The organism is Blastococcus saxobsidens (assembly GCF_002938435.1).
Classification (GTDB): Bacteria; Actinomycetota; Actinomycetes; order Mycobacteriales; family Geodermatophilaceae; genus Blastococcus; species Blastococcus saxobsidens.
Genome location: NZ_POQT01000034.1, coordinates 26,713 through 48,908, shown reverse-complemented (window position 1 = coordinate 48,908; position 22,196 = coordinate 26,713). Strand labels below are relative to the sequence as shown.

Below are 22,196 nucleotides of genomic sequence, written 5' to 3'. Positions count from 1 at the left end.
TGGGCGACGGTGAGCGCTCCGCCGGGAACGCGCACGCGGGCCAGCCCGCCGTCGGCCGCCGCGTGGGTCTGCAGCGCGCCCGGGCACGCGTCGGCGCGCTCGCGGGCCGGCGGCGGGACGGTCATGTCGGGCAAGGCTACTTCGGCAGCGCGGGCCCGCCGGGCTGCTCGTCGAAGGACATCCACACCCGCCGGCGGTCGGCGCGGCGGGTGTGCGCCGCCATGGCCGCCACCCGGCGCCGCTGGTCGGCGGTGGCGACGTGCTGCACGACCGCCACCTCCGCCTCCCGCATCGCCCGCTCCGCCGCGAACTCCTCCGGCGTCGACGGGTACTCGGTGGCCAGGTCGTCGTCCTGCTCCTGCGCGGTGGTCCGCGCGTAGGGGCTGTCGGGCGGCAGGTTCCCGCTCACCCGGCCGTAGGTGCCCAGGACGAGCAGCACCAGCCCGGCGACGACGGAGAAGACGACGTTCGGGAAGCGGAACGCCAGGATGTTCAGGTCGGTGTTGAGCACCGCCAGGTTGGCCAGCGCGGACACCAGGAACAGCACCCCGACGACGATCATGACCGTCGACGCGATGCGTGGTCCGCGCAGCGCCGCCGCGACGAGGACGGCAGCCGTCACGACGGAGGTGGTCGACAGCAGGCCGTTGGAGGAGAGACCGGCGATCCGCTCGCCTTCCGTCGAGAAGAAGTCCAGTCCGTCGAGGAACCCGAGGATGCCGAACGTGGCGATCACCGCCGCGACGGCGAGCGCTCCGAGGCGGTGCACGGCCCCGACCCGGCCCCCGACGCGGCGCCCGGGGACATCGGGGTCGGCGCCCTCGCGCCGGGGAGCCGGCGCCGGCTCCGTGAGTCCGGCGCGGCGGAAGAGGTGCGGAAGCAGAGCCATGGGAACTCCCTCGGGCGAGCCGATCGACACCCCTCCTTCAGCGCCGCGCGTCCATCCGGATGCGGCGCCGTGTGCCCGGGCGAGTCGGTGCCGGTCGGCTAGTAGCGTTCGGGCCACATCACGGCAGTGCAGCGAGGAAGCCGGTGCGATCCCGGCGCGGTCCCGCCACTGTGATCCCGGGCGACCGGGTCAGCCAGACACTCCGGCTGCCGTGCCTGACCACGACCCGGGGCGCGGATCCCGAGGGAGGCGGCGCCGCCGTGTTCACCCTGCTCTCCACCAGCGACACCGACCTGCTGTCGGCCCGCGGGAGCGCCGCGCAGTGGCGGCTGGGGAACCCGTCCCGGCTGGACGGCCCCGGCATCGCCGCGCTCACCGAGGGCAGCGAGCTGGTGGTGGTCCGGATCCTCGGCGTCCGCCGCCAGTACGAGGAGCTGCTCGCCCCGCTGCTGGCCGGCCCCGCGCCGGTCGTCGTCCTCGGCGGGGAGCAGGTGCCCGACGCCGAGCTGATGGAGCTGTCGACGGTGCCGATGGGCGTGGCCACCGAGGCGCACGGCTACCTGGCGCAGGGCGGCCCGGACAACCTCACCCAGCTGCACCGCTTCCTGTCCGACACCGTGCTGCTCACCGGCGAGGGGTTCGAGCCGCCGGCGGTCGCACCCGACTGGGGCGTCCTGGAGCGGACGCCGCGCACCACGGAGGGGCCGGTCGTCGCCGTCCTCTACTACCGGGCGCACCACCTGGCCGGGAACACCGCGTTCGTCGACGCCCTCTGCGCCGCGATCGAGGACGCCGGTGGCCGGGCGCTACCGGTCTTCACCTCCTCCCTGCGCACCGTCGGCCCGGAGCTGCTGGGCACGCTGGGCACCGCCGACGCCCTCGTCGTCACCGTCCTGGCGGCCGGCGGTTCCCGCCCGGCCACCGCGCAGGCGGGCGGGGACGACGGCGCGTGGGACGTCGGCGCGCTCGCCGAGCTCGACGTGCCGGTGATCCAGGGGCTGTGCCTCACGCGTTCCCGCGCCGACTGGCTGGCCGACGACGACGGCCTGTCACCGCTGGACGTCGGCAACCAGGTGGCCATCCCGGAGTTCGACGGTCGGCTGATCAGCGTGCCGTTCTCCTTCAAGGAGACCGACGAGGACGGGCTGACCTCCTACGTCCCCGACCCGGAGCGGGCCGCCCGGGTCGCCGGCACCGCCGTCGCGCACGCACGGCTGCGGCACACCCCACCCGCCGAGCGTCGGATCGTCGTCATGCTCAGCGCCTACCCGACCAAGCACGCCCGGATCGGCAACGCCGTCGGCCTGGACACCCCGGCGTCGGTGGTGCGGCTGCTGGCCGCCATGCAGGGCGCCGGCTACGACATCGGCCCCTTCGACGGCCCCGACGCGCTGCCCGGCGTCGCCGACCTCGACGGCGACGCGCTGGTGCACGCGCTGATCGCCGCCGGCGGGCAGGACGAGAACTGGCTGACCGAGGAGCAGCTGTCGGGCAACCCGGTCCGGATCCCGGCGGCCGAGTACCGCAGGCACTTCGACAGCCTCCCGGCCGACCTCCGCGAGGCGATGGTCGAGCACTGGGGCGAGGCCCCCGGCTCGCTGTTCGTGGACGGCGACGACATCGTCTTCGCCGCGCTGCGTTCGGGCAACGTCGTGGTGATGGTGCAGCCGCCCCGCGGCTTCGGGGAGAACCCGATCGCGATCTACCACGATCCCGACCTCCCGCCGTCCCACCACTACCTGGCCGCGTACTGGTGGCTGCGCTCGGTGTTCGGCGCGCACGCGCTCGTGCACGTCGGCAAGCACGGGAACATGGAGTGGCTGCCCGGCAAGACCGTGGGGCTGTCGGCCTCCTGCGGCCCGGACGCCGCGATCGGCGACCTGCCGCTGGTCTACCCGTTCCTCGTCAACGACCCGGGCGAGGGCAGCCAGGCCAAGCGCCGCGCGCACGCCACGCTGATCGACCACATGGTGCCGCCGATGGCGCGCGCCGACTCCTACGGCGACATCGCCCGGCTGGAGCAGCTGCTCGACGAGCACGCCAACGTCGCGGCCATGGATCCGGCGAAGCTGCCGGCGGTCCGGGCGCAGATCTGGACGCTGCTGCAGGCCGCCAAGCTCGACCACGACCTCGGCCTCAACGAGCGGCCCGAGGACGACCACTTCGACGAGATGATCCTGCACGTCGACGGGTGGCTCTGCGAGATCAAGGACTCCCAGATCCGTGACGGGCTGCACGTGCTCGGCACCCCGCCGTCCGGGCAGAACCGGGTCGACCTGGTCGTGGCCATGCTGCGCGCCCGCCAGATCTGGGGCGGGTCGGTCGCCCTGCCCGGCCTGCGCGAGGCGCTGGGCCTGGTCGAGGACGGCACCGCGGGCCTCAAGGCCACCGACGCCGTCGAGGAGCTGGCCGATGCGCTGGTCTCCCGTATGGAGGAGCGCGGCTGGACCGCCGAGGTCGTCGACGACGTCGTCCGCGAGGTGCTCGACCGCGACGACGCGCAGGTGGCCGCCGTCCTGCGCTTCGCCGTCGACGAGGTGGTGCCCCGGCTGGCCCGCACCACCGACGAGCTGGACGCCACCCTCCATGCCCTGGACGGCGGGTACGTGCCGGCCGGGCCCTCCGGGTCCCCGCTGCGCGGCCTGGTCAACGTCCTGCCGACCGGCCGCAACTTCTACTCCGTGGACCCGCGCGCGGTGCCCTCCCGGCTGGCGTGGGAGACCGGCCAGGCGATGGCCGAGTCGCTGGTCGAGCGGTACCTGGCCGACACCGGGGAGCACCCCCGCTCGGTCGGGCTGTCGGTGTGGGGCACCTCGGCGATGCGCACCTCCGGTGACGACGTCGCGGAGGTGCTGGCGCTGCTCGGCGTCCGCCCGGTGTGGGACGAGGCCTCCCGGCGGGTGACCGGCCTCGAACCCGTCCCGCTCGACGAGCTGGGCCGGCCGCGGATCGACGTCACCGTGCGGATCTCCGGCTTCTTCCGGGACGCGTTCCCGCACGTGGTCACCATGCTCGACGACGCCGTGACGCTGGTCGCCGGCCTGGACGAGCCGGCGGAGCTCAACTTCGTCAAGGCGCACGTCGACGTCGACGTCGCCGGGCACGGAGACCGCCGGCGGGCTACCACCCGGGTGTTCGGCTCCAAGCCCGGCGCCTACGGGGCCGGGCTGCTGTCCCTGATCGACTCCCGCAACTGGCGCGGCGACGCCGACCTGGCAGAGGTCTACGCGGTGTGGGGCGGCTACGCCTACGGCCGCGACCTCGACGGGGTGCAGGCCCGACCGGACATGGAGGCGGCCTACCGGCGGATCGCGGTCGCGGCCAAGAACGTCGACACCCGCGAGCACGACATCGCCGACTCCGACGACTACTTCCAGTACCACGGCGGCATGGTGGCGACCGTCCGCGCGCTCACCGGGACGGCTCCCGCCGCCTACATCGGCGACTCGACGCGGCCCGAGCAGGTGCGCACCCGCTCGCTGACCGAGGAGACCGCGCGCGTCTTCCGCGCCCGCGTCGTCAACCCGAAGTGGCTGGCCGCCATGCGCCGGCACGGCTACAAGGGCGCGTTCGAGCTGGCCGCCACCGTCGACTACCTGTTCGGCTACGACGCCACCACCGGCGTGGTCGCCGACTGGATGTACGAGAAGCTCACCCAGACCTACGTGCTGGACCCGGAGAACCGGGAGTTCCTGGAGACGAGCAACCCCTGGGCGCTGCACGGCATCGCCGAGCGGCTGCTCGAGGCGGTGGACCGGAAGATGTGGGCCGAGCCCGACCCGGCGCTGCTGGCGCAGTTGCAGCAGGCCTACCTCGACACCGAGGGCGACCTGGAGGGCGGGGAGACCCCGGCGTCCACCGGCGCGGGTCGCGAATGACCGTTCCGGGTACGGAGCGCGGCGGGGTCGGTCCGCGATGGTCTGCCGTCGGGGCTCTTCCCGGACGGTGACCCGCTTGGTCCGTCCCGGGTGTCAGCCAGGCGGCGCGGATACCCGGTGGCCGGGGATGTGCGCCCGCGGACCCGCCCGGCGGAGGTGCGTGTACCGGTCCGGGCGCGGGGTAGGTCGCGTGCGATCGATCGTCGAGACCAGGCGGTCCTCCTACTCCCACCCGTCCCTGAGCAGAGGAGCGCACCCGTGGCCCTGGACTACCCGACCCTGCCCGGCGACATCGATCACCTCATCGCCGACGACCACGCGATCGTCGAGCGGCAGTTCCAGCACCTGGAGGCCGGGCGCGGCAACCGGCGGGTGCTGGTGGACCAGATCTCGCTGGAGCTGGCGCTGCACGCGTTCGCCGAGGAGACGGTGCTCTACCCGATCTGGACCGAGATCGGCATGCAGGACGAGCACGACGACGCCGAGCACGAGCACCAGCGGATCAAGGAGCTGCTCGTCACCCTCGGCCGGACCGAGCCGGGCCAGCCGGAGTTCGAGCAGGCGCTGACCGAACTGATCGGCCTCGTCCGCCACCACGTGGACGACGAGGAGAAGGAGGAACTGCCGGAGTTCCGCCGCAAGGCCGGCCCGGAGCGGATGGCGCAGCTCGGCAAGGAGTTCCTCGCCGCCAAGCGCACGGCACCCACCCGACCGCACCCGAACGCCCCCGACGAGGGCCTGGCCGAGCGGATCGCCGGCATGCTCGCCAAGCCGCTGGACCACGTCCGCGACCTGCTGTCCGGCAAGCAGAAGGAGGCGGCCACCGACGCCTCGGGTCTGCTGAACCCGCAGGCGCAGGCCATCGTCGACGCGCACTCCTCGCTCGGGCCGCTGCCGTTCGAGATCCTGACCCCCGAGCAGGCCCGCAAGCAGCCGGGGCCGAAGGAAGCGGTCGAGAAGGTCATGGCCGAACGCGGGCTGGAGGGCCCGGAGCCGGTCGGCTCGGTCGAGGACCTGGACATCCCCGACGGCGCCGGCGGCACGCAGCGGCTGCGCGTCTACAAGCCGGTCGACGCCGGAACTGCGCCCCTGCCGGTGATCGTCTGGATCCACGGCGGCGGCTGGGTGCTGTTCGACATCGACGACCACTACGACGCCTCGTGCCGCGGCCTGACGAACAAGACCGGCGCGATCGTCGTCACGCCGGACTACCGGCGGGCGCCCGAGGCGGTCTTCCCGGCGTCGCACGACGACGTCCTCACCGCCTGGCACTACGTGAAGCAGAACGCGGCCTCCTTCGGCGGCGACGCCTCCCGGGTCGCCATCGGCGGGGAGTCCGTCGGCGGGAACATGGCCGCGGCGACGTGCCTGCAGCTGGCCGCCAACGGCCAGCCGCTGCCGCTGGCGCAGGTGTGCGTGTACCCGCTGACCACCGGCGAGCAGTTCGGCGAGTCGATGGTCGACGCCGCCGACGGCCGGCCGCTCAACCGGGCGCTGCTGAGCTGGATGGCCATGCACGCCTTCGAAGGGAAGCCGGACGCGGCCCAGGACCCGCGCATCGACCTCCTCGGCTGGACCACCGAGCAGCTGGCGCAGATGCCGCCGACGCTGGTCGTCACCGACGAGCGCGACGTGCTCCGCAGCCAGGGCGAGCAGTTCGCGCGCGACCTCGAGGCAGCGGGCGTCGCCACCACGCACCGCCACTACGCCGGCGTCATGCACGAGTTCTTCGGCGCCGCCGCGGTGCTGGACGAGGCGGAGCAGGCGCAGCAGGAGGCCGCCGCGCACGTCACCCGGGCCTTCGACGCGGCACGCGTGGGCGGCGGGTCGCTGTGACCGCGGCACTGCGGCTGACGGTGGAGGAGACCCTCGGCGAGCTGGAGGTCGTGCACCAGTTCGCCGGGGCGATGCCGACCGGGGGTGACCGTGTCGCACGGCGGGCGGGTCTTCGTCTGCTACCCGAAGTGGGGCGACGACGTCGGCTTCACGGTGGGGGAGCTGCGCGACGGGCAGGAGGTCGCCTACCCCTCCCAGGAGCTCAACGACAACCGCGGGGACGCCGACGCCGAGCGGCTGGTCTCGGTGCAGAGCGTCGTCGTCGACCCGGCCGACCGGCTCTGGCTCCTGGACACCGGCAGCCCGATGTTCCAGCCGACCGAGCACGGCGGGCCCAAGCTGGTGTGCGTCGACCTGACCACCGACCGGGTCGTGCGCACGATCCTGTTCCCGACCGACGTGGCGCTGCCGACCACCTACCTCAACGACGTGCGGTTCGACCTGCGCCGGGGTGAGGAAGGCTGCGCATTCATCACCGACTCCTCCGACCAGGGACCGAACGGGATCATCGTGGTCGATCTCGCCTCCGGGGAGAGCTGGCGCCGGCTGCACGAGCACCCGAGCACGAAGGCCACCCTGCCGCCGGACCTGCGCATGGTGGTCGAGGGCCAGGAGTTCGTCGAACGCGCGGAGGACGGCTCCACCTCGCCTGTCCGCATGGGTGCCGACGGGATCGCCATCGCCGCCGACGGCAGTCGGCTGTACTACTGCCCCCTGGCCGGCCGCCGCTGGTACAGCGTCGCGGTCGACGCGCTGGTCGACCGGGCGCAGGACGAGGACGCGGTGGCCGCGACCGTGCGGGACGAGGGTGACAAGGGCTGCGTCAGCGACGGACTGGAGACCGATGACCGGGGCCGGCTCTACGTGACCGACGGGGAGCACGACGCGATCCACCGGCGGCTGCCCGACCGCAGCTGGGAGACCGTGGTCCATGACCCCCGGCTGCTCTGGCCGGACACCCTGTCGGTCGCCGCGGACGGCCACCTGTACGTGACGGCCAACCAGCTGTACCGGCAGGACAAGTACCGCGGGGGAGAGGACCAGCGGCGCACGCCGTACGTGCTGTTCCGCACCCGCATCGGCGCCGGGCCGGTCCGGCTGCGGTGAGGCGAGGGGCGATCCGCGCGTGTAGCGGCTCGCCCCTGCGGGCATCCCCCTCGGGGCCGATCGGGCCCGCGACGACGATCCAGAGGGCAGGGCAGCGTGACCATCGCCGAGCACGGGAGCGTGGTCCTCGGCGACCGCTACGAGCTCCAGGACCTGATCGCCACCGGCGGGATGGGGCAGGTCTGGCGGGGGCGCGACCTCCGCCTGGACCGGGCCGTGGCCGTCAAGGTGCTCCGCAGCGAGTACGCCGACGACCCCGGCTTCGCCGCCCGTTTCCGGGCCGAGGCCACGCATGCCGCGGCCCTCAGCCACCCCAACATCGCGGCGGTCCACGACTACGGCGAATCCACCGTGGAGAGCACCGGCGAGCACATCGCCTACCTGGTCATGGAGCTCGTGGACGGCGATCCGCTCTCCGCGCTGCTCAGCCAGGACGGTCCGCTGGACCCCGACACCGCGATGTCGGTGCTCCGGCAGGCCGCCGCCGCGCTCGCCGAGGCGCACCGTGCGGGCCTGGTGCACCGGGACGTGAAGCCGGCGAACATCCTGGTCCGCCCGGACGGCCGGGTGAAGCTGACCGACTTCGGCATCGCGTGGTCGGCGGCCAGCGTGCCGCTGACCCAGGCCGGCCAGGTGATCGGCACCCCGCAGTACATGTCCCCGGAGCAGGCGTCGGGGGAGAAGCCCCGTCCGGCCAGCGACGTCTACGCGCTCGGCCTGGTCGGCTACGAGGCGCTCACCGGCAGCCCCGCCTTCGACGGGGACAACCCGGTGACCATCGCGCTCAAGCAGGTGCAGCAGGAGCCCGCGCCGATGTCCCCCGACGTGCCCGAGGACGTGCGCAGCCTCATCGACGCAGCGCTCACCAAGGACCCGGACGACCGGATCCCCGACGGGAACGCCTTCCTCGCCGCCATCGACGAGACGCTGGACCACCGGGGCACGGACGACGGGCGGAGCACCCGCATCCTCCCCGTCGCGGCCCCGCGTACGCGCCCGGACGCCGCCGTGCCGGTCGTACCGGCCCCCTCCGTCGCGACGACCGCCCGGACGCCGGCGGCCGCGACGCCGACCGTCGGGGCGGCAGCGGCTCCCGCCGGGTCGGTGGTCACCGCTCCGGCCCCGGTCGAGCGCCGGAGGGCGGGGGCGAAGACCCTGCTGGTGGTGAGCACGGTCCTCGCGGTGCTGCTCGGTGCCGCGGTCACCGGGAGTGCCCTGGGGTTCTTCTCCGGGGAGGGGGCACCCACCGGGGCGGCCGAGGCGGCCGAGGCGGCCGACACGGTGCCCGGCTCGATCGTGCTGACCGCGGAGGACCACGTGGGTCGCCCGGCCGACGACGTCGAGGCGGACCTGCGGGCGCTCGGGCTGACGGTCGAGCGCCGGGACCGGGTCACGGCCGAGCAGCCGCCCGGAGCCGTCGTCGCCCTCGACCCGGTGGGCCGACCGCTGGCCGCCGGCGACGAGGTGCGCCTGGACGTCGCGGTGGCGCCGCCGGCACCTTCGTCCGAGGCCGTGGTCCCGGCGCCCGCCCCGGCCCCTGCCGGGTCCGGCGACCAGGACGGCGCCCCGGCGGGGTCCGCGGACCCCGCCCAGGAGGGTGCCGCCGGCACGGGGAACGGCACCGGAGGGACGCCCGCCGGTGCGGGTGTGGCCGACGGCACCGGCGCTGACCAGGAGGCCGGGACACCGTCGGAGCCGGCGGCGGCGACCGAGCCCAGCGCGGGCCCGAGCGACGGCGTCGGCGAGAGCACCGACCCGGCGACCGAGAGCACCGCTCCGGGGACGGAGCCGGAAACCACGCCGTCACCGACCTCACCCGAGGGGACCGACGAGGCGACCCCGTCGGCTCCTGCCGGCGGCGAGGAGGACGCAGCGGCCACGGAAAGCGGCGCCCCCGCGTCCTCACCGACGGCGGAGGAGGAGACAGCAGCCGGGCCCGACCCGAGCGGCACCTCCTGAAGTCCCCGGCACCGTGCGGCGGCTCGCTGCCCGCGGCCGAGGCTCGACCGACCGGGGCGGGCATCGTCCTGCGTGCGGCCGGGCTCCGACCTCCGGTCAGCCGGCCAGGGGCCGGGCCAGCGAGACGCCGAAGTCGCCGTCGGGATCGGTCCACCAGTGGGTCAGGACCAGCCCTGCGGCCGCGAGCTCGCCGGCCACCCGCGCACGCCGGAACTTCGCCGACACCTCGGTCCGCATCTCCTCACCCGCCGCGAAGGCGACGTCGAGGTCGAGCTCAGCGACCCGCACCCGCTGGTCGATGCGCGAGCGGAGCCGCATCTCGATCCACTCCTGCTGGGCGTCCCAGACGGCGACGTGGTCGAAGGCCTCCGGGTCGAAGTCGGCACCGAGCTCACGGTTCAGCACGGACAGGACGTTGCGGTTGAACGCGGCGGTCACCCCGGCCGCGTCGTCGTAGGCGCGCACCAGCCGCTCCGGAGCCTTCACCAGGTCGGTGCCCAGCAGGAACGAGTCGCCGGGGGACAGGGTGGCGGCCAGCTCGGCGAGGAACGCCGCGCGCTCCCCGGGCTCCAGGTTGCCGATGGTGGACCCCAGGAAGGCGACCATCCGGCGGCCCTCGCGCGGCAACTCACCCAGGTGCTGGGTGAAGTCGCCGACGACAGCGGCCACCTCGACACCCGGGTACTCGGCGGTGATCGCCGCCCCGGCCGCACGCAGCACCGACGGGTCGACGTCGCAGGCGACGAACCGGCGCAGCGTGCCGGCGTCCCGCAACGCGTCGAGCAGGAGCCGGGTCTTCTCCGACGTGCCGCTGCCCAGCTCCACCAGCACATCGGCGCCGGACGCCGCGGCGATCTCCGGAGCCCGCGCCGACAGCACCGCCCGTTCGGCGCGGGTGGGGTAGTACTCCGGCAGCCGGGTGATCTCGTCGAACAGCAGGCTGCCCCGCTCGTCGTAGAACCAGCGGGGTGGCAGCCACTTCGGGAAGGCGGTCAGCCCGGCGAGGGCGTCGGCGCGCAGCGCGGCGGACGCGTCCGCGGGCGTGAGGTGGCTGGTGAGGGAGAGGGTCATACGGGTTCCCGTCGGTCGAGGGGGGTGAGGGAGACGCCGTCGGGCGTCACTTCCACGAGGTGCCGGTCGGGGACGTCCGACCACGCCGGGTCGTCGTCCCAGGGCTCGCTGGCCAGCGCCGTACCGTCCGGCGTCACCAGGACCGACAGCGTGTCGCCCCAGGTGGTGGCCAGCAGCCGTGTGCCGTCCGCGGCGAGCAGGTTGAGCCGGGCGGCCGGGTCGCGGGCCCCGACCTCGCGGACGACGTCGCCGAGGGTGTCGAGCCCGCGGTCGAACACCAGGGCGGCCAGCAGGGCGCTGTCGACGGTCGACTCGGCAGTGCGCGCCGGCGGGAGGGCCGCGCGGGCGACCCGGCCGTTGTGCGAGAGGAGCACCCGGCCGTCGGTGAACGGGGCGACGGCGGACTCCTCCAGCGGCATGCCGACGGTGGCCGAGCGGACCGCCGCCACGACGCAGCCCGATCGCAGCACCGGGGCCACCGAGGCGAACGAGGGGTCACCCCACATCGGCCGGGACGAGCGCCACCGGACCGGACCGTCGTGCCCCGGCGCCCAGAAGCCGACCCCCCACCCGTCGGCGTTGATCGTCCCGTGGCGCTGCCGCCGGGGTGCCCACGACTGGACCAGCAGGGACGACGGCGGCTCGAGGACGAGGTCGGCCAGCGACCGCGGCCGCCCGAGCCAGGCGAGGTGACGGCACACGATCAGGCGTCCCAGGCCAGCCGGATGCCGCTGAAGATCTGCCGGCGGATCGGATGGTCCCAGTTGCGGAAGCTGGGCCGCAGGATCGACGGCGCCACCGACCACGCCCCGCCGCGCAGCACCCGGTAATCGCCGCCGAAGAACGGGGCGGAGTAGTCGGCGTAGAGCATCGGGCGGAATCCGGGCCACGGCACGAACGGCGAGGAGGTCCATTCCCAGACGTCGCCCATCAGCTGCTCCACCCCGTAGGCGGACGCGCCGGCCGGGTAGGCACCCACCGGCGCCGGGCGCAGCGCGGTCCCGCCGAGGTTCGCCACCCCCGGCGTCGGGTCGGCCTCGCCCCAGGGGAACCGCCGGCGGCGGCCGGCTGCCGGGTCCCAGGTAGCGGCCTTCTCCCACTCGAGCTCCGTGGGCAGCCGCGCACCCGCCCATGCGGCGTACGCCTCTGCCTCGAAGAAGGTGACGTGCTGGACCGGTTCGTCCGGCGGCAGGTCCTCGACCGTGCCGAACCGGGTGCGGGTGCCGTCGGCCGCCCAGAAGTGCGGCCGCTCCAGGCCCGCGGCGATCCGGTGCTCCCAGCCGCGGGTCGACCACCACCGGGGAGTCCGGTAACCGCCGTCGGCGACGAAGGCGGCGTACTCGGCGTTGGTCACCGGCACGCGACCGATGCGGAAGGCCGGCAGCTCGACCCGGTGGGCCGGTCGCTCGTTGTCCAGCGAGAACGGCTCGGTGGTCGCGTCGACGCCGAGCACGAACGGCCCGCCCGGCACCAGCACCGAGGTGCCGGCCAGCCCGGGGCGTCCGGGCGGCAGCGGCTCGCCGGTCCCCAGCAACGGCGGCCCGGGGCGCAGCGCGAGCGCCTGCAGCATCGTCTCGTCGTGCTGCTGCTCGTGGCTGACCACCATGGCGAAGTCGAAGGGGTCGTCGTCGGGCCCCAGGCCCTCCAGCCGGTCGAGCACCCGCCCGCGCACCTCGTGGCAGAACGAGCGCGCCTCCACCGGCGGGAGCAGCGGCAGCCTTGCCCGACCGGCCCGCGGATGGGTGAAGGCGTCGTAGAGCGACTCGACGTCCGGCGGCAGCAGCCCCTGCCGCCGGGGGTCGCCCGCCCGGAGCAGCCACAGGTCCTCCTGCTGGCCGATGTGCGCCAGGTCCCACACCAGGGGGCTCAGCAGTGGGGTGTGCTGCCGCAGCAGCACCGGGTCGTCGTGGTCGGTGAGCAGCAGGGTGCGGGCGCGGGCCGCCTCGAGCTCATCGGCGAGGCGTTCGCGCACGGACGGCGACGGAGAGGTCACCGGTCTCCTCCCGGGAGGTCGGTGGCCGCGGCGAGCACGGCCAGGGGATCGGATCCGCCCGCCCGCGCGAGCACCGCGTCGCCCGGGCTGTGCCCGCGCGACACCAGGTCGGCCAGCAGGCAGACCTCCGGCCGGAGGTCTGCGTGCACGGTGTCGACCGCGGCCGCCAGGCAGGCGACGGCCGCGGTGCGCAGCGCACGGTCGGCCAGCCCGATGCGTGCGGCGTCCACCCAGCGGCCCTCGACCGGGGCGCAGGCGTCGGCGGCGCGGTCCGCTGCGGCCGGGTCGTCGAGGAGGGTCGCGGTGACCGCGGCGAGCGCCGGCCACCACGGCTCGGGCGCGGCGTCCAGGTAGCGGAGCTCCAGGTAGCCGCGCGGCCGCACCGGAGGGAACAGCGTGGTCAGGTGGTAGTCCAGGTCGGCCACGGTGGGGGAGCGGCCGGCCAGCAGGGTGGTCCCGGTGAGCCACTCGGCCATCGGCGTCCTGGTGCGCACGGCCTCGGCGGCCCCGGTCGCCGGATCGCGCACCAGCATCACGGGCGCAGCGAGCGCGTACGTGGCCCAGTCCGCCGCCGGGTCGTTCCCCGTCAGTGCCGGGGCGCACCGTGACCGGTCCAGCTCGGCCCAGATGTGCTGCCGTCCGGAACGCCATGCGGCCGGGTGCCCACCCAGCAGCGGCGAGCAGGCCGACACCGCGACCAGCACCGGCCCGAGCCGGTGGGCCTGCGCCATCCGGGGCGCCCAGTGCGGCGCCGGTCCGGCCTCCAGGTTCACCTGCAGTGCCGCCGTCGACGTCATCATCCGGATGCCGGCCTCCTGGCAGCCGACCGCTGCGAAGTGCTGCTCCATCGCCGCGTACCGGCCGGCGGGGCTGAGCCGCAGCGGCGGTCGCAGCGGATCGGTGCCCAGCACCGACATCCCCAGCCCGGCGCGGCTCAGGACGCCGGCGAGCGCGACCCGGTCGCTGCGCAGCCCGGCCACGGCGGCTGCGGCGTCGGCGGCGGGTGGGGAGGAGAGCTCGACCTGGCCACCCGGCTCGAGGGTGACCCGGCTGCCCTCCGGCAGCGGTTCGAGCTCCGCGACGAGCCCGGTCACCCGCTCCCAGGGCACGCGGGAGCCGGGACGGTCGAGGTCGACCAGGTGGCTCTCCAGCTCGAGGCCGACCCGACCGATCGGGCCGGCCCGGAACGCGGTGCCGGCGATGTGCTCGACGGCCTCGTCCAGGCCGACGACGGACGACGGTGCGACGGTCACGGCGGTCACGACGACCACCCCCTCCAGGTCCGGACCGGTCGGTGACGACCGCGGGTCGGTGCGGGGGCGACTCGGTCGTCGCCGTCCACGTGCAGCTCTCATGATCCCGGTCCACGCGAGAACGGCAACCCGGTCTCGCGAGCACCTCGGACGGTGTTCGGAGCAGAGGCCTCCGGCGGATGTGCCGGTCGGAGACCCGCCCGGGGCTGGCACACTGCGGCGATGCGCGAGCTCCGGCATTCCGGGTCGGTCACCGTCCACGCGGCAGCCGAGGCCCTGTACGACCTGGTCTCCGACGTGACCCGCACCGGGGAGTGGAGCCCGGTGTGCGCGACCTGCTGGTGGGACGAGGGGGCGTCCGGGCAGGTGGGCGACTGGTTCACCGGGCGCAACGTCACCCCGGCCCGCACGTGGGAGACCCGCTCGCAGGTGGTGGCGGCCGACCGCGGCCGCGAGTTCGGCTTCGTCGTGGGCGGGTCCCTCGTGCGCTGGGGCTTCACCTTCGCCCCCGTGGACGGCGGCACCGAGCTGACCGAGGAGTGGGAGTTCCTCCCCGCCGGGCAGGCGTTCTTCGCCGAGCGCTACGGCGACGCCGCCGACGAGCAGATCGACGAGCGGACGCGGGCCGCGCACGAGGGCATCCCGTTGACCCTGGCCGCGATCAAGCGGATCGCCGAGTCCGGCTGAGCCGCCGGCGACGGGTCAGTGGTTCCCGGTGGTCGCCCGCAGGTGGCCCAGGACGACGGGGTCGAGGCGGCCGTCGTGCCAGCGCTCCTCGAAGTTCTCCCGGCCCATCCAGTCGTACAGGTCGCGCCGGACGTCGCCGGTCGCGTAGCCGGTGACCGCCAGCCGCTCGCGCAGCTCGACGACCAGGACGTCGTCGTAGTCGAGCAGTTCCCCGTCCGGGGTGCTGCCGAAGTAGAGGTCGTGCAGGTCGAGCATCCGGGCGAGCTCGCCGATCGGCTCGGGCGAGTCGTCGCTGCGCAGGTCGACGAGGACGTCGCCCAGCCCGCCGTAGCCGGCACCGGCCGACACCACCAGGACCGCGGCGGCCTGCTTGCCGTGCGGATCGCCCCCGGCGTCCTGCCCCGCGGCGAGGCAGGCGACCAGCCGGCGGGCGAGCGAGGGCTCGCCGGCGGTGGCCAGCCAGCGGTCGACCATCGCGTCGACCACCTCCGGGCCGGCGAGCAGGTTGCCCTGCGCGGCGAAGGAGCCCTCCGGGCCCTCGCCCGTGCGCCCACCGGCCCACGGCTGCGCGCGCTCGCCGGTGAAGGTCGCGGCCGCGCCGCCGCGGTCGACGACGCCGGCCTGGCGCTGGTCGCGTTGCGGGTCGTCGGCGAAGAACCGGGTGAGCAGCTCCGTGGCGCCCACGCCCGCGCGCAGCAGCTCGATGCCCCGGGTCCGGAGCTCGAGGTTCACGTGCGCCTGGGTGGCGAGCGCGCCGGCGTCGGCCGCCGCGGCCGGGACGTAGGCCCCCGCGGCCAGGAACTTGCTGGCGACGGCGACGCCGAGCGCGGTCCTCTCCGGTGAGCGTCCGACGATGGAGAAGGTCACCGCCGGACCCTAGCCAGCCGGGTCGGCGTCGGACCGGGCACTCCGGCCGCGCAGCACCCCGGAGACCAGCACCGCGACGACGCCGGCGGCGACCACGGTCAGCAGCCCGGTGCGCAGCCCGGCCTGGTCGGCGATCACGCCCACCAGCGGCGGGGAGGCCAGCAGGCCAACCCGTAGCAGCCAGTTGATCATCGACAGGCCGGCGCCCGGGGGAAGCCCCGGCAGCGCGTCGGCCGCGGCGTAGGCGGCCGGCACGAGCGTGGCGGCGCCGAGGCCCGCGACGGCCAGCCCCGCCAGGGTCGCCGGCACCGACGGGAAGGCCAGCGCCGCCCCCATGCCCAGGGCGATGAGGGCGCCACCGGTGCGGGCCACGGTGCGCTGGCCGAACCGGTCGACGACGCGGTCGCCGGTCAGCCGGCCGACGGTCATGGCCGTCTGCAGGGCCACCAGGCCGAGGCCCGCGACGGCGGGGCCGGCGCCGAGGTCGCCGCGCAGGTAGATCGCGCTCCACGACGCCCCGGCGTCCTCGACGAAGACACCCGCGGCCGCCAGCAGACCGAGGGCGGCCAGCACCAGCATCGAGCGCAGCCGCACCCGGGAGCGCCCCGGATTACCAGCGGCGGACCCGGGCGCCTCCGGCGTGCGGTCGTCCTCGTCCGCGCCGGGCAGCCTGGCCCGGCCGGCGATGACGGCCAGCACGGCGAAGACGCCGCCGACCACGCCGAGGTGCCAGGGCAGCGGCACGGCCAGCCCGGCCGCCGCCGAGCCGATCAGCGCTCCGGAGACGGCGCCGATGCTCCAGATGCCGTGGAAGGCGTTGAAGATCGACCGGTCGTAGCGCCGCTGCACCCGCAGGCCGTGCGCGTTCTGCGCCACGTCGACCAGCGCGTCGACCGCGCCGGCGAGGAAGAGCACCGCGGCCAGCACGCCCCAGGACGGCGCGAACGCCACCCCCGTCATCGCGACGGCCAGCACCACCAGCCCGTAGGCGGCCAAGGGGCCGGAGCCGAGCCGGCGGATGAGCGGCGCCGACCACAGGGTGGCCGCCAGCGCGCCCACGGGGCCGGCCGCCAGCGCGGTGCCCAGGCTGGCGTTGCTGAGGTCGAGGGCGTCCTTGATCTCCGGCAGCCGGGGCAGCACGTTGGTGTAGAGGACGGCGTTGACGAAGAACCAGGTGCCGACGGCGGCACGGGCGGCCCGCGGCGGGGCCGCGGCCGGGGGAGCGGACGGCACGGCCCGATCCTGTCAGGTGCGCGGGGCACGCGAGCGGGCGAGCCGGACGACCGCCGGGATGCGGGGGCGTGCGGTCAGCCGATGCCGGCGAGGACGGCCGCCGCTGCCCGCTGCTGCGTCCCTGGGTGCAAATGGTCCACCGGTGGCAGGTGCTGCGCGTCGTCGCGGGGCCGGCGCCGGTCGTCCTCCTGACCGATCCGTGGACCGGTGCCGGCTGGCGGGCCGCGGTCCTGCGTGCCGCCGCGCGGGCCGGCCGGTCGGTGCGCGTGGTGCTGCTGGACGTGCCCGCCGAGGTGGCCGAGCGCGGTCAGCGGGAGCGCGTCGCGGCGCTGGGCGACCGGCCGGACGGCGGCGACGTGCGGGTCGTGGACCGGGCGGCAGCCGACCGGCTGGACCTGGCCGTCGTCCTCGGCCCGTGGGCCCGCTGAGCAGAGCGCCGGGTGGGCGGGCGGCTCAGCCCTCGGACGTCAGTCCTCCGCTATCCAGACGGCGGTGTTCGCCGGCAGCGCCAGCGTCTGCGCCGTCTGGGCCACCTGCGGGGCCGAGCAGAGCAGCACGGTGCCCGGCGTCCGGAGGATCACCGTGTGCTCGCCCATGTTGACCACGCAGCGCACCGACCGGCCGTCCGCCGTCGAGCGGACGGTCAGCAGGCCGCCCCGGCGGGTGATCGACGCCTCGCCGGAGCCCAGCGCGGGGTGCTCGGCCCGCATGGCCAGCGCCCGGCGGTAGAGCCGCAGCATCGAGCGGTCGTCGCGGGCCTGCCGGGAGACGGCGTAGCGGCGCCAGGTCGAGGGGATCGGCAGCCAGGGCGCGGCCGCCCCGGCGGGGGAGAAGCCCACCCCGGGGGCGCCGTTCCACGGCATGGGGACCCGGCAGCCGTCGCGGCCGGCGCGGGCGCCGCCGCTGCGGTGGAAGATCGGGTCCCGCCTGGCCTCGTCCGGGACGTCGGCCTGCGGCAGGCCCAGCTCGTCGCCGGCGTAGATGTAGGGGGAGCCCGGGAGGCTCAGCATCAACAGCGCCGCCGCGCGGGCCCGCGCCTCGCCGACCTCGCCACCGCCGAAGCGGGTGACCTTGCGGTCCTTGTCGTGGTTGCCCAGCACCCAGGACACCGGCGCGCCCACGGCCCCGAACGCGTCCAGCGCGCTGCGGACGCCGTCGGCGAACGATTCGGCCGACCAGCCGGACTTGAGCAGCCGGAAGCAGAAGGACTGGTGCAGCTCGTCGGGCCGCGAGTAGAGGGCGACCTCCTCCGGGTCGGCGAGGCACACCTCGCCCACCAGCATCGTGTCGGGGTACTCGTCGCAGACCGACCGCCAGCGGCGCCAGACGTCGTGCACCTCGGGCTGGTTCCAGGTCATCGCCTGCTCCGGGCCGTGGCCGAAGAGCGTGGGGGAGTAGGCGCCGGGGTTGTCGCGCAGCTCGGCGTCCTTGTACAGGCCGTAGGCGACGTCCACGCGGAAGCCGCTCACGCCGCGGTCGAGCCAGAACCGCAGGGTCTGCTCGAAGTCCTCGGCGACGGCCGGGTCGCGCCAGTTGAGGTCGGGCTGCTCCGGGGCGAACAGGTGCAGGTACCAGCGGCCGTCGGGGGTCCGCGACCACGCCGGCCCGCCGAAGAGCGACTGCCAGTTGTTCGGCGGCTCCTCCGACGCGGGGGCGAAGTGGTACCGCGAGGCCTCGGGGGAGTCGGGGTCGGCCTGCGCCGCCTGGAACCACGGGTGCTGGTCGGAGGTGTGGTTCGGGACGATGTCCAGCACCACCCGCAGGCCCAGCGCGCGGGCGTCCTCGACGAGCGCCTCGAGGTCGGAGACGTCGCCGTACTCGGGGTCGACGGCGCGGTAGTCGCTGATGTCGTAGCCGCCGTCGGCACCGCCCGAGGGGTAGTGCGGGTTGATCCAGAGGGCGTCGACCCCCAGCCAGCTGAGGTAGGGCAACCGGGAGCGGAGCCCCGCCAGGTCACCGATCCCGTCGCCGTTCCCGTCGGCGAACGAGCGCAGGTAGACCTGGTAGACCACCGCCGTCCGCCACCAGGGGGACGCCGACTGGGCCGCGACCTCGTGCTGGGTCGCGGTCCGCACCGTTGCGAGCCGCACTGCCATGCGACCTCCATCGGCAGGTCCGTGCGCGGACGTGAGCACTCCTGGGCGCCGAGTGACCCCTGGGGCGCACCGTGACCTGCTCGTGAGGAAGCCCCGCTCCCTTCCGGGGGATGTCGCACAGGTCAGGATGGCCGCATGGCAGCGGACGGTGCACGCACCCACGACCTGGTCGTCTACGGAGCCACCGGCTTCGTCGGGCGACTCCTCGCCCGCTATCTGGCCGGGCACGCCCCGGAGGGGGTGCGGATCGCGCTCGCCGGGCGGTCCCGCGCCCGGCTCGAGGAGGTGCGGGCCGGACTGCCCGCGGCCGGCCGGGACTGGGCCCTCGTCGAGGCCGACTCCACCGACCCCGACTCGCTGCGCGCGCTCGCCGAGAGCACCCGGGTGCTGGCCACCACGGTCGGCCCGTACGCCCGGTACGGCCTGCCGGTGGTCGAGGCGTGCGCGCGGGCCGGCACGCACTACGCCGACCTCACCGGTGAGGTGCTGTTCGTCCGTGACGCCGGCGAGCGCTGCGACGCCGTCGCCCGGGAGACCGGCGCCCGCCTCGTGCACGCCTGCGGCTACGACTCGATCCCCTCGGACCTGAGCGTCCTCCTGCTCGCCCGGCGCGCCGAGGCCGACGGGGCCGGCGGGTTGCGCGACGTGCAGCTGGTGGCCAGCGCCCGCGGCGGTTTCAGCGGCGGCACCATCGACTCGTTGCGCGCGCAGCTGGAGGCGCTCCAGGAGGACCCAGCGCTGCACCGCGTGCTGGGCGACCCGTTCGCGCTGAGCCCGGACCGGGCGGCGGAGCCGGGCACGCGCCAGCCGCGGGACGCGGGCCTGCCCACGCGCACCCCGGACGGCCGGTGGACGGCACCTTTCGTGATGGCGCAGTTCAACACCCGCATCGTGCGGCGCAGCAATGCGCTGCAGGGCTGGGCCTACGGGCCGGGCCTGAGCTACGGGGAGGTCATGGGCACCGGCCGCGGGCCGCTGGGTGCCCTGACCGCGGGTGGGATCACGGCGGGGCTGCTCGGCGCCGTGTCGGCCATGGGCTGGGCGCCGACCCGCGGCCTGCTGGACCGGGTGCTGCCGGCCCCCGGCACGGGCCCGGGCGAGGCGGCGCGGGAGAAGGGCTGGTTCCGGATGGTGGTCGACGCCACCACCGAGGACGGCAGTCGCTACCGGGCGACGGCCGCCGGCAGGGGCGACCCCGGGTACGCCGCCACCGCTGTGATGCTGGGTGAGGCCGCTCTCGCGCTCGCCCTGGACGACGACCGGCTGCCCGGGCGGACGGGCTCGCTCACCCCGGCCACGGCCCTGGGCGAGGTGCTCGTCGAGCGGCTGCGCGCCGCCGGGCACACCTACGAGGTGACGGCGGTCTGAGCCGCGGGCGACCGGGCCGCGAGCCGGCCCGGTCGCCCGCGGTCAGCTCGCCGGCCGGGCGCTGGTGCCCGCCGTCACGCCGTCGGCCGGGCCCCCGGCCGGGGGGTCCTCCGCGGTGGTGTTGGCCTCGAAGGTCGTCGACCGGTCCGGCCCGCCCTCCGGGGCGGCCCGCTGGGCCGGGGGACGGACCGCCGTCGGGAGGGCGGCCGGATCCGCCCGGCCCCACTCCGACTCGACGTCGCTGAGCAGCGCCTCGAGGTAGGAGCGCAGCTGCGTGCGGCAGGCCTGGCCGAAGGCCTTGAGGTAGGCCACCTGCTCCTCGAGCTCGGCCACGCTGCGCCCGCCGCGGTCGGGGCCGGCGGGTGCCGGCCCGGTCAGCCGGGCGGCGGCCTCCTGGGCGGCCTGGATGATCGCCCCGGCGTTCTCCCGCGCCAGCCGCACGGCCTCCTCGTACTCGGCGCGGGCCTCCCCGGTGACCTGGCGGCTGAACTGCTCCGCCTCGGCCACGTAGTTGTCGGCCGTCTGCTGGGCGCTGGCCAGGATGCGCACCGCCTGCTCGCTGGGGGGCTCGTGGGCCGGCACACCGTTGAGCTGGGCCTGCAGCGTGCGCACCTGCTCGCGCAGCTGGGCCTTCTCCCCGATGTGGCGGGCCAGCTCCTCGGCGGCCCGGTGCACCACCCGGTCGACCTCGGTGTCGACGTAGCCCGGGTGCAGCATCGAGGCGCGCGAGAAGCGCACCTGCTGCAGGTCGGCGGGGCTGAGCCCCCGCTCGGCGTTCCCGAAGCTGTTCGCTGCGCTGCTCATTCGGTCACCTCTCCGTCAACACTGGGCCCCGGTCGGCTGGGGGCGAAGACCTCGCTGGACATGCGCTGCGGCGGGACGCCGTGCTCCCGCAGCCGCGCCACCGTCTCCTCGACCATCGGTCCAGGGCCGGCGACGCAGACCTCCCGGCTGGTCCAGGGGCCGGCGCGGAGCACGACGTCGGCGATCCCGCCCTGCGCGAGGTCCGACGTCGGGTCGTCGGACACCGCGAGGGTGACGGTCAGCCACGGGTTCTCCTGCGCCAGGCGTTCCAGGTCGGCCCGGTCGTGCACCTGCTCCGCGGTGCGGAACCCGGCGAACAGGTCCACCCGGCGCGGCGGTCCGTGCCGGGCCACCTGGTCGACCATCGCCTTGAGCGGTGCCACGCCCATCCCGCCGGCGACCAGCAGCAGGTCCCGGTCGGACTCCCCGTCGAGCGCGAGGTGCCCGATCGGCGGCCCCAGCCGGAGCACGTCGCCCACGCCGATGCTGCGCACCAGCGCGGAGCTGACCGGGCCGCCGTCGCGCGCCTTGACGTGCAGCTCGATCAGCCCGTCGGGCCGCGGGGCGTTGGCGGGGGAGTAGTACCGCCACAGCCGTGGGCGCAGCTCGGTCTCCAGGGACAGCGACTGGCCGGCCAGGTAGTCGTAGCGGGCCCGCGGCCGGATCCGCAGGACGGCGACGTCCAGGGTGCGGCGCTCGTGGCCGACGACGTCGGCGTCCCACCACGCCGGTTGCCCCGCCGCCTCCTCCGCCCCCTGGAGCATCACCGTGGCCACGACGTCGTAGGCCTCGGCCCAGCTCTTGGCCAGCTCCGGCGACCAGTCCGGGTCGAAGTGCTCCAAGGTGGCCAGCAGGCTGGCGCCGGCGGCCGGGTAGTGCGCCGGCAGCACCCCGAACTTGAGGTGGTCCCGGCCCAGCTGGCGCAGGATCGGCACCAGCGCGTCGAGGTCGTCGACGCGGGTCACGACGTCACCGAGGGCGGTGAAGAACCGGTCCCGCTGGTGGGCCATCGAGACGGGGAACATCTCTCGGGTCTCGGGGTGGCTGAGGAACAGGTGCGAGTAGAAGTACAGCGGCGCCTCGTCGCCGGTGGCCGCGGCCTTGGCGAAGTTGGCCCGCATCGCGGGGATGTCCACGGGGGTCTCCTCGGGTCGG

General features: G+C 75.3%; 17 protein-coding genes and 1 riboswitch. Of the genes, 7 read left to right on the top strand and 10 right to left on the bottom strand.

Features of this window, described 5'->3' with window-relative positions; translation table 11 throughout:
- Nucleotides 1–136: 136 nt before the first annotated feature.
- Nucleotides 137–889, bottom strand: coding sequence for a DUF4383 domain-containing protein (locus C5507_RS17630; protein ID WP_104529814.1), 753 nt, complete (start codon nt 887–889; stop codon nt 137–139).
- 133 nt (nt 890–1,022) lie between these two features.
- A riboswitch (cobalamin riboswitch) is annotated at nt 1,023–1,092 on the top strand.
- A 57-nt stretch (nt 1,093–1,149) separates the two neighbouring features.
- Between C5507_RS17630 and cobN the strand changes: the two genes are divergently transcribed.
- The 4 genes from cobN (at nt 1,150) to C5507_RS17610 (ending at nt 9,669) form a co-directional block, all read left to right on the top strand.
- Nucleotides 1,150–4,767 (top strand): cobaltochelatase subunit CobN, encoded by a 3,618-nt coding sequence (cobN, locus tag C5507_RS17625; protein WP_104529813.1) that lies wholly within the window; start codon nt 1,150–1,152, stop codon nt 4,765–4,767.
- A 258-nt stretch (nt 4,768–5,025) separates the two neighbouring features.
- On the top strand, nt 5,026–6,603 hold the full coding sequence (locus tag C5507_RS17620; RefSeq protein WP_104529812.1) for an alpha/beta hydrolase fold domain-containing protein: 1,578 nt from the start codon (nt 5,026–5,028) through the stop codon (nt 6,601–6,603).
- An 84-nt stretch (nt 6,604–6,687) separates the two neighbouring features.
- Entirely contained in the window at nt 6,688–7,710 is a 1,023-nt protein-coding gene (locus C5507_RS17615) for an L-dopachrome tautomerase-related protein (protein WP_207225711.1), read from the top strand.
- 96 nt (nt 7,711–7,806) lie between these two features.
- A complete protein-coding gene (locus C5507_RS17610; protein WP_242611035.1) occupies nt 7,807–9,669 on the top strand; it encodes a protein kinase domain-containing protein in 1,863 nt (620 codons plus the stop codon).
- 96 nt (nt 9,670–9,765) lie between these two features.
- Here C5507_RS17610 and egtD read toward each other — a convergent pair whose 3' ends face one another.
- Genes egtD through egtA form a run of 4 tightly spaced genes read right to left on the bottom strand, consistent with a single transcriptional unit; the run spans nt 9,766 to nt 13,995 of the window.
- Nucleotides 9,766–10,740, bottom strand: coding sequence for an L-histidine N(alpha)-methyltransferase (gene egtD, locus C5507_RS17605; RefSeq protein ID WP_104529811.1), 975 nt, complete (start codon nt 10,738–10,740; stop codon nt 9,766–9,768).
- Nucleotides 10,737–11,441, bottom strand: coding sequence for an ergothioneine biosynthesis protein EgtC (gene egtC, locus C5507_RS17600; RefSeq protein WP_104529810.1), 705 nt, complete (start codon nt 11,439–11,441; stop codon nt 10,737–10,739). The genes egtD and egtC overlap by 4 nt, the downstream gene beginning before the upstream one ends.
- A 2-nt stretch (nt 11,442–11,443) precedes the next feature.
- Nucleotides 11,444–12,733 (bottom strand): ergothioneine biosynthesis protein EgtB, encoded by a 1,290-nt coding sequence (gene egtB / locus C5507_RS17595; protein ID WP_104529809.1) that lies wholly within the window; start codon nt 12,731–12,733, stop codon nt 11,444–11,446.
- Nucleotides 12,730–13,995 carry an ergothioneine biosynthesis glutamate--cysteine ligase EgtA gene (gene egtA, locus C5507_RS17590; RefSeq protein ID WP_242611034.1) on the bottom strand — a complete coding sequence of 422 codons (1,266 nt, stop codon included), beginning with the start codon at nt 13,993–13,995 and terminating at the stop codon, nt 12,730–12,732. Before egtA ends, egtB begins: the two co-directional genes overlap by 4 nt.
- Before the next feature lie 213 nt (nt 13,996–14,208).
- On the opposite strand from egtA, the gene C5507_RS17585 reads away from it, so the two are divergent.
- Complete coding sequence (locus tag C5507_RS17585) at nt 14,209–14,673, top strand: SRPBCC family protein (protein ID WP_104529807.1); 465 nt, start codon at nt 14,209–14,211, stop codon at nt 14,671–14,673.
- A gap of 15 nt (nt 14,674–14,688) precedes the next feature.
- Here the strand turns inward: C5507_RS17585 and C5507_RS17580 are convergent, their stop codons facing one another.
- Both C5507_RS17580 and C5507_RS17575 read right to left on the bottom strand, forming a co-directional pair.
- Nucleotides 14,689–15,540, bottom strand: a complete 852-nt coding sequence (locus tag C5507_RS17580; protein ID WP_104529806.1) for a DUF1028 domain-containing protein — start codon at nt 15,538–15,540, stop codon at nt 14,689–14,691.
- A gap of 9 nt (nt 15,541–15,549) precedes the next feature.
- Nucleotides 15,550–16,773, bottom strand: coding sequence for an MFS transporter (locus C5507_RS17575; RefSeq protein ID WP_104529805.1), 1,224 nt, complete (start codon nt 16,771–16,773; stop codon nt 15,550–15,552).
- A 68-nt stretch (nt 16,774–16,841) separates the two neighbouring features.
- On the opposite strand from C5507_RS17575, the gene C5507_RS17570 reads away from it, so the two are divergent.
- Entirely contained in the window at nt 16,842–17,201 is a 360-nt protein-coding gene (locus C5507_RS17570) for an AAA family ATPase (RefSeq protein WP_104529804.1), read from the top strand.
- Nucleotides 17,202–17,240: 39 nt separating this feature from the next.
- On the opposite strand, the gene C5507_RS17565 is transcribed toward C5507_RS17570, so the two are convergent.
- A complete protein-coding gene (locus C5507_RS17565; RefSeq protein WP_104529803.1) occupies nt 17,241–18,869 on the bottom strand; it encodes a glycoside hydrolase family 13 protein in 1,629 nt (542 codons plus the stop codon).
- 135 nt (nt 18,870–19,004) lie between these two features.
- Between C5507_RS17565 and C5507_RS17560 the strand changes: the two genes are divergently transcribed.
- Nucleotides 19,005–20,237 carry a saccharopine dehydrogenase family protein gene (locus C5507_RS17560; RefSeq protein ID WP_104529802.1) on the top strand — a complete coding sequence of 411 codons (1,233 nt, stop codon included), beginning with the start codon at nt 19,005–19,007 and terminating at the stop codon, nt 20,235–20,237.
- Nucleotides 20,238–20,279: 42 nt separating this feature from the next.
- Here the strand turns inward: C5507_RS17560 and C5507_RS17555 are convergent, their stop codons facing one another.
- Together C5507_RS17555 and C5507_RS17550 are read right to left on the bottom strand one after the other, a co-directional pair.
- Nucleotides 20,280–21,041, bottom strand: coding sequence for a DivIVA domain-containing protein (locus tag C5507_RS17555; protein ID WP_104529801.1), 762 nt, complete (start codon nt 21,039–21,041; stop codon nt 20,280–20,282).
- Complete coding sequence (locus tag C5507_RS17550; RefSeq protein WP_104529800.1) at nt 21,038–22,177, bottom strand: globin domain-containing protein; 1,140 nt, start codon at nt 22,175–22,177, stop codon at nt 21,038–21,040. The genes C5507_RS17555 and C5507_RS17550 overlap by 4 nt, the downstream gene beginning before the upstream one ends.
- Nucleotides 22,178–22,196 lie beyond the last annotated feature (19 nt).

Coding starts and splice junctions, on each gene's coding strand:
- C5507_RS17565 (WP_104529803.1), bottom strand. CDS start 18,869: ATGGCAGTGCGGCTCGCAACGGTGCGGACCGCGACCCAGCACGAGGTC.
- egtD (WP_104529811.1), bottom strand. CDS start 10,740: ATGACCCTCTCCCTCACCAGCCACCTCACGCCCGCGGACGCGTCCGCC.
- C5507_RS17560 (WP_104529802.1), top strand. CDS start 19,005: ATGGCAGCGGACGGTGCACGCACCCACGACCTGGTCGTCTACGGAGCC.
- C5507_RS17555 (WP_104529801.1), bottom strand. CDS start 21,041: ATGAGCAGCGCAGCGAACAGCTTCGGGAACGCCGAGCGGGGGCTCAGC.
- C5507_RS17585 (WP_104529807.1), top strand. CDS start 14,209: ATGCGCGAGCTCCGGCATTCCGGGTCGGTCACCGTCCACGCGGCAGCC.
- C5507_RS17630 (WP_104529814.1), bottom strand. CDS start 889: ATGGCTCTGCTTCCGCACCTCTTCCGCCGCGCCGGACTCACGGAGCCG.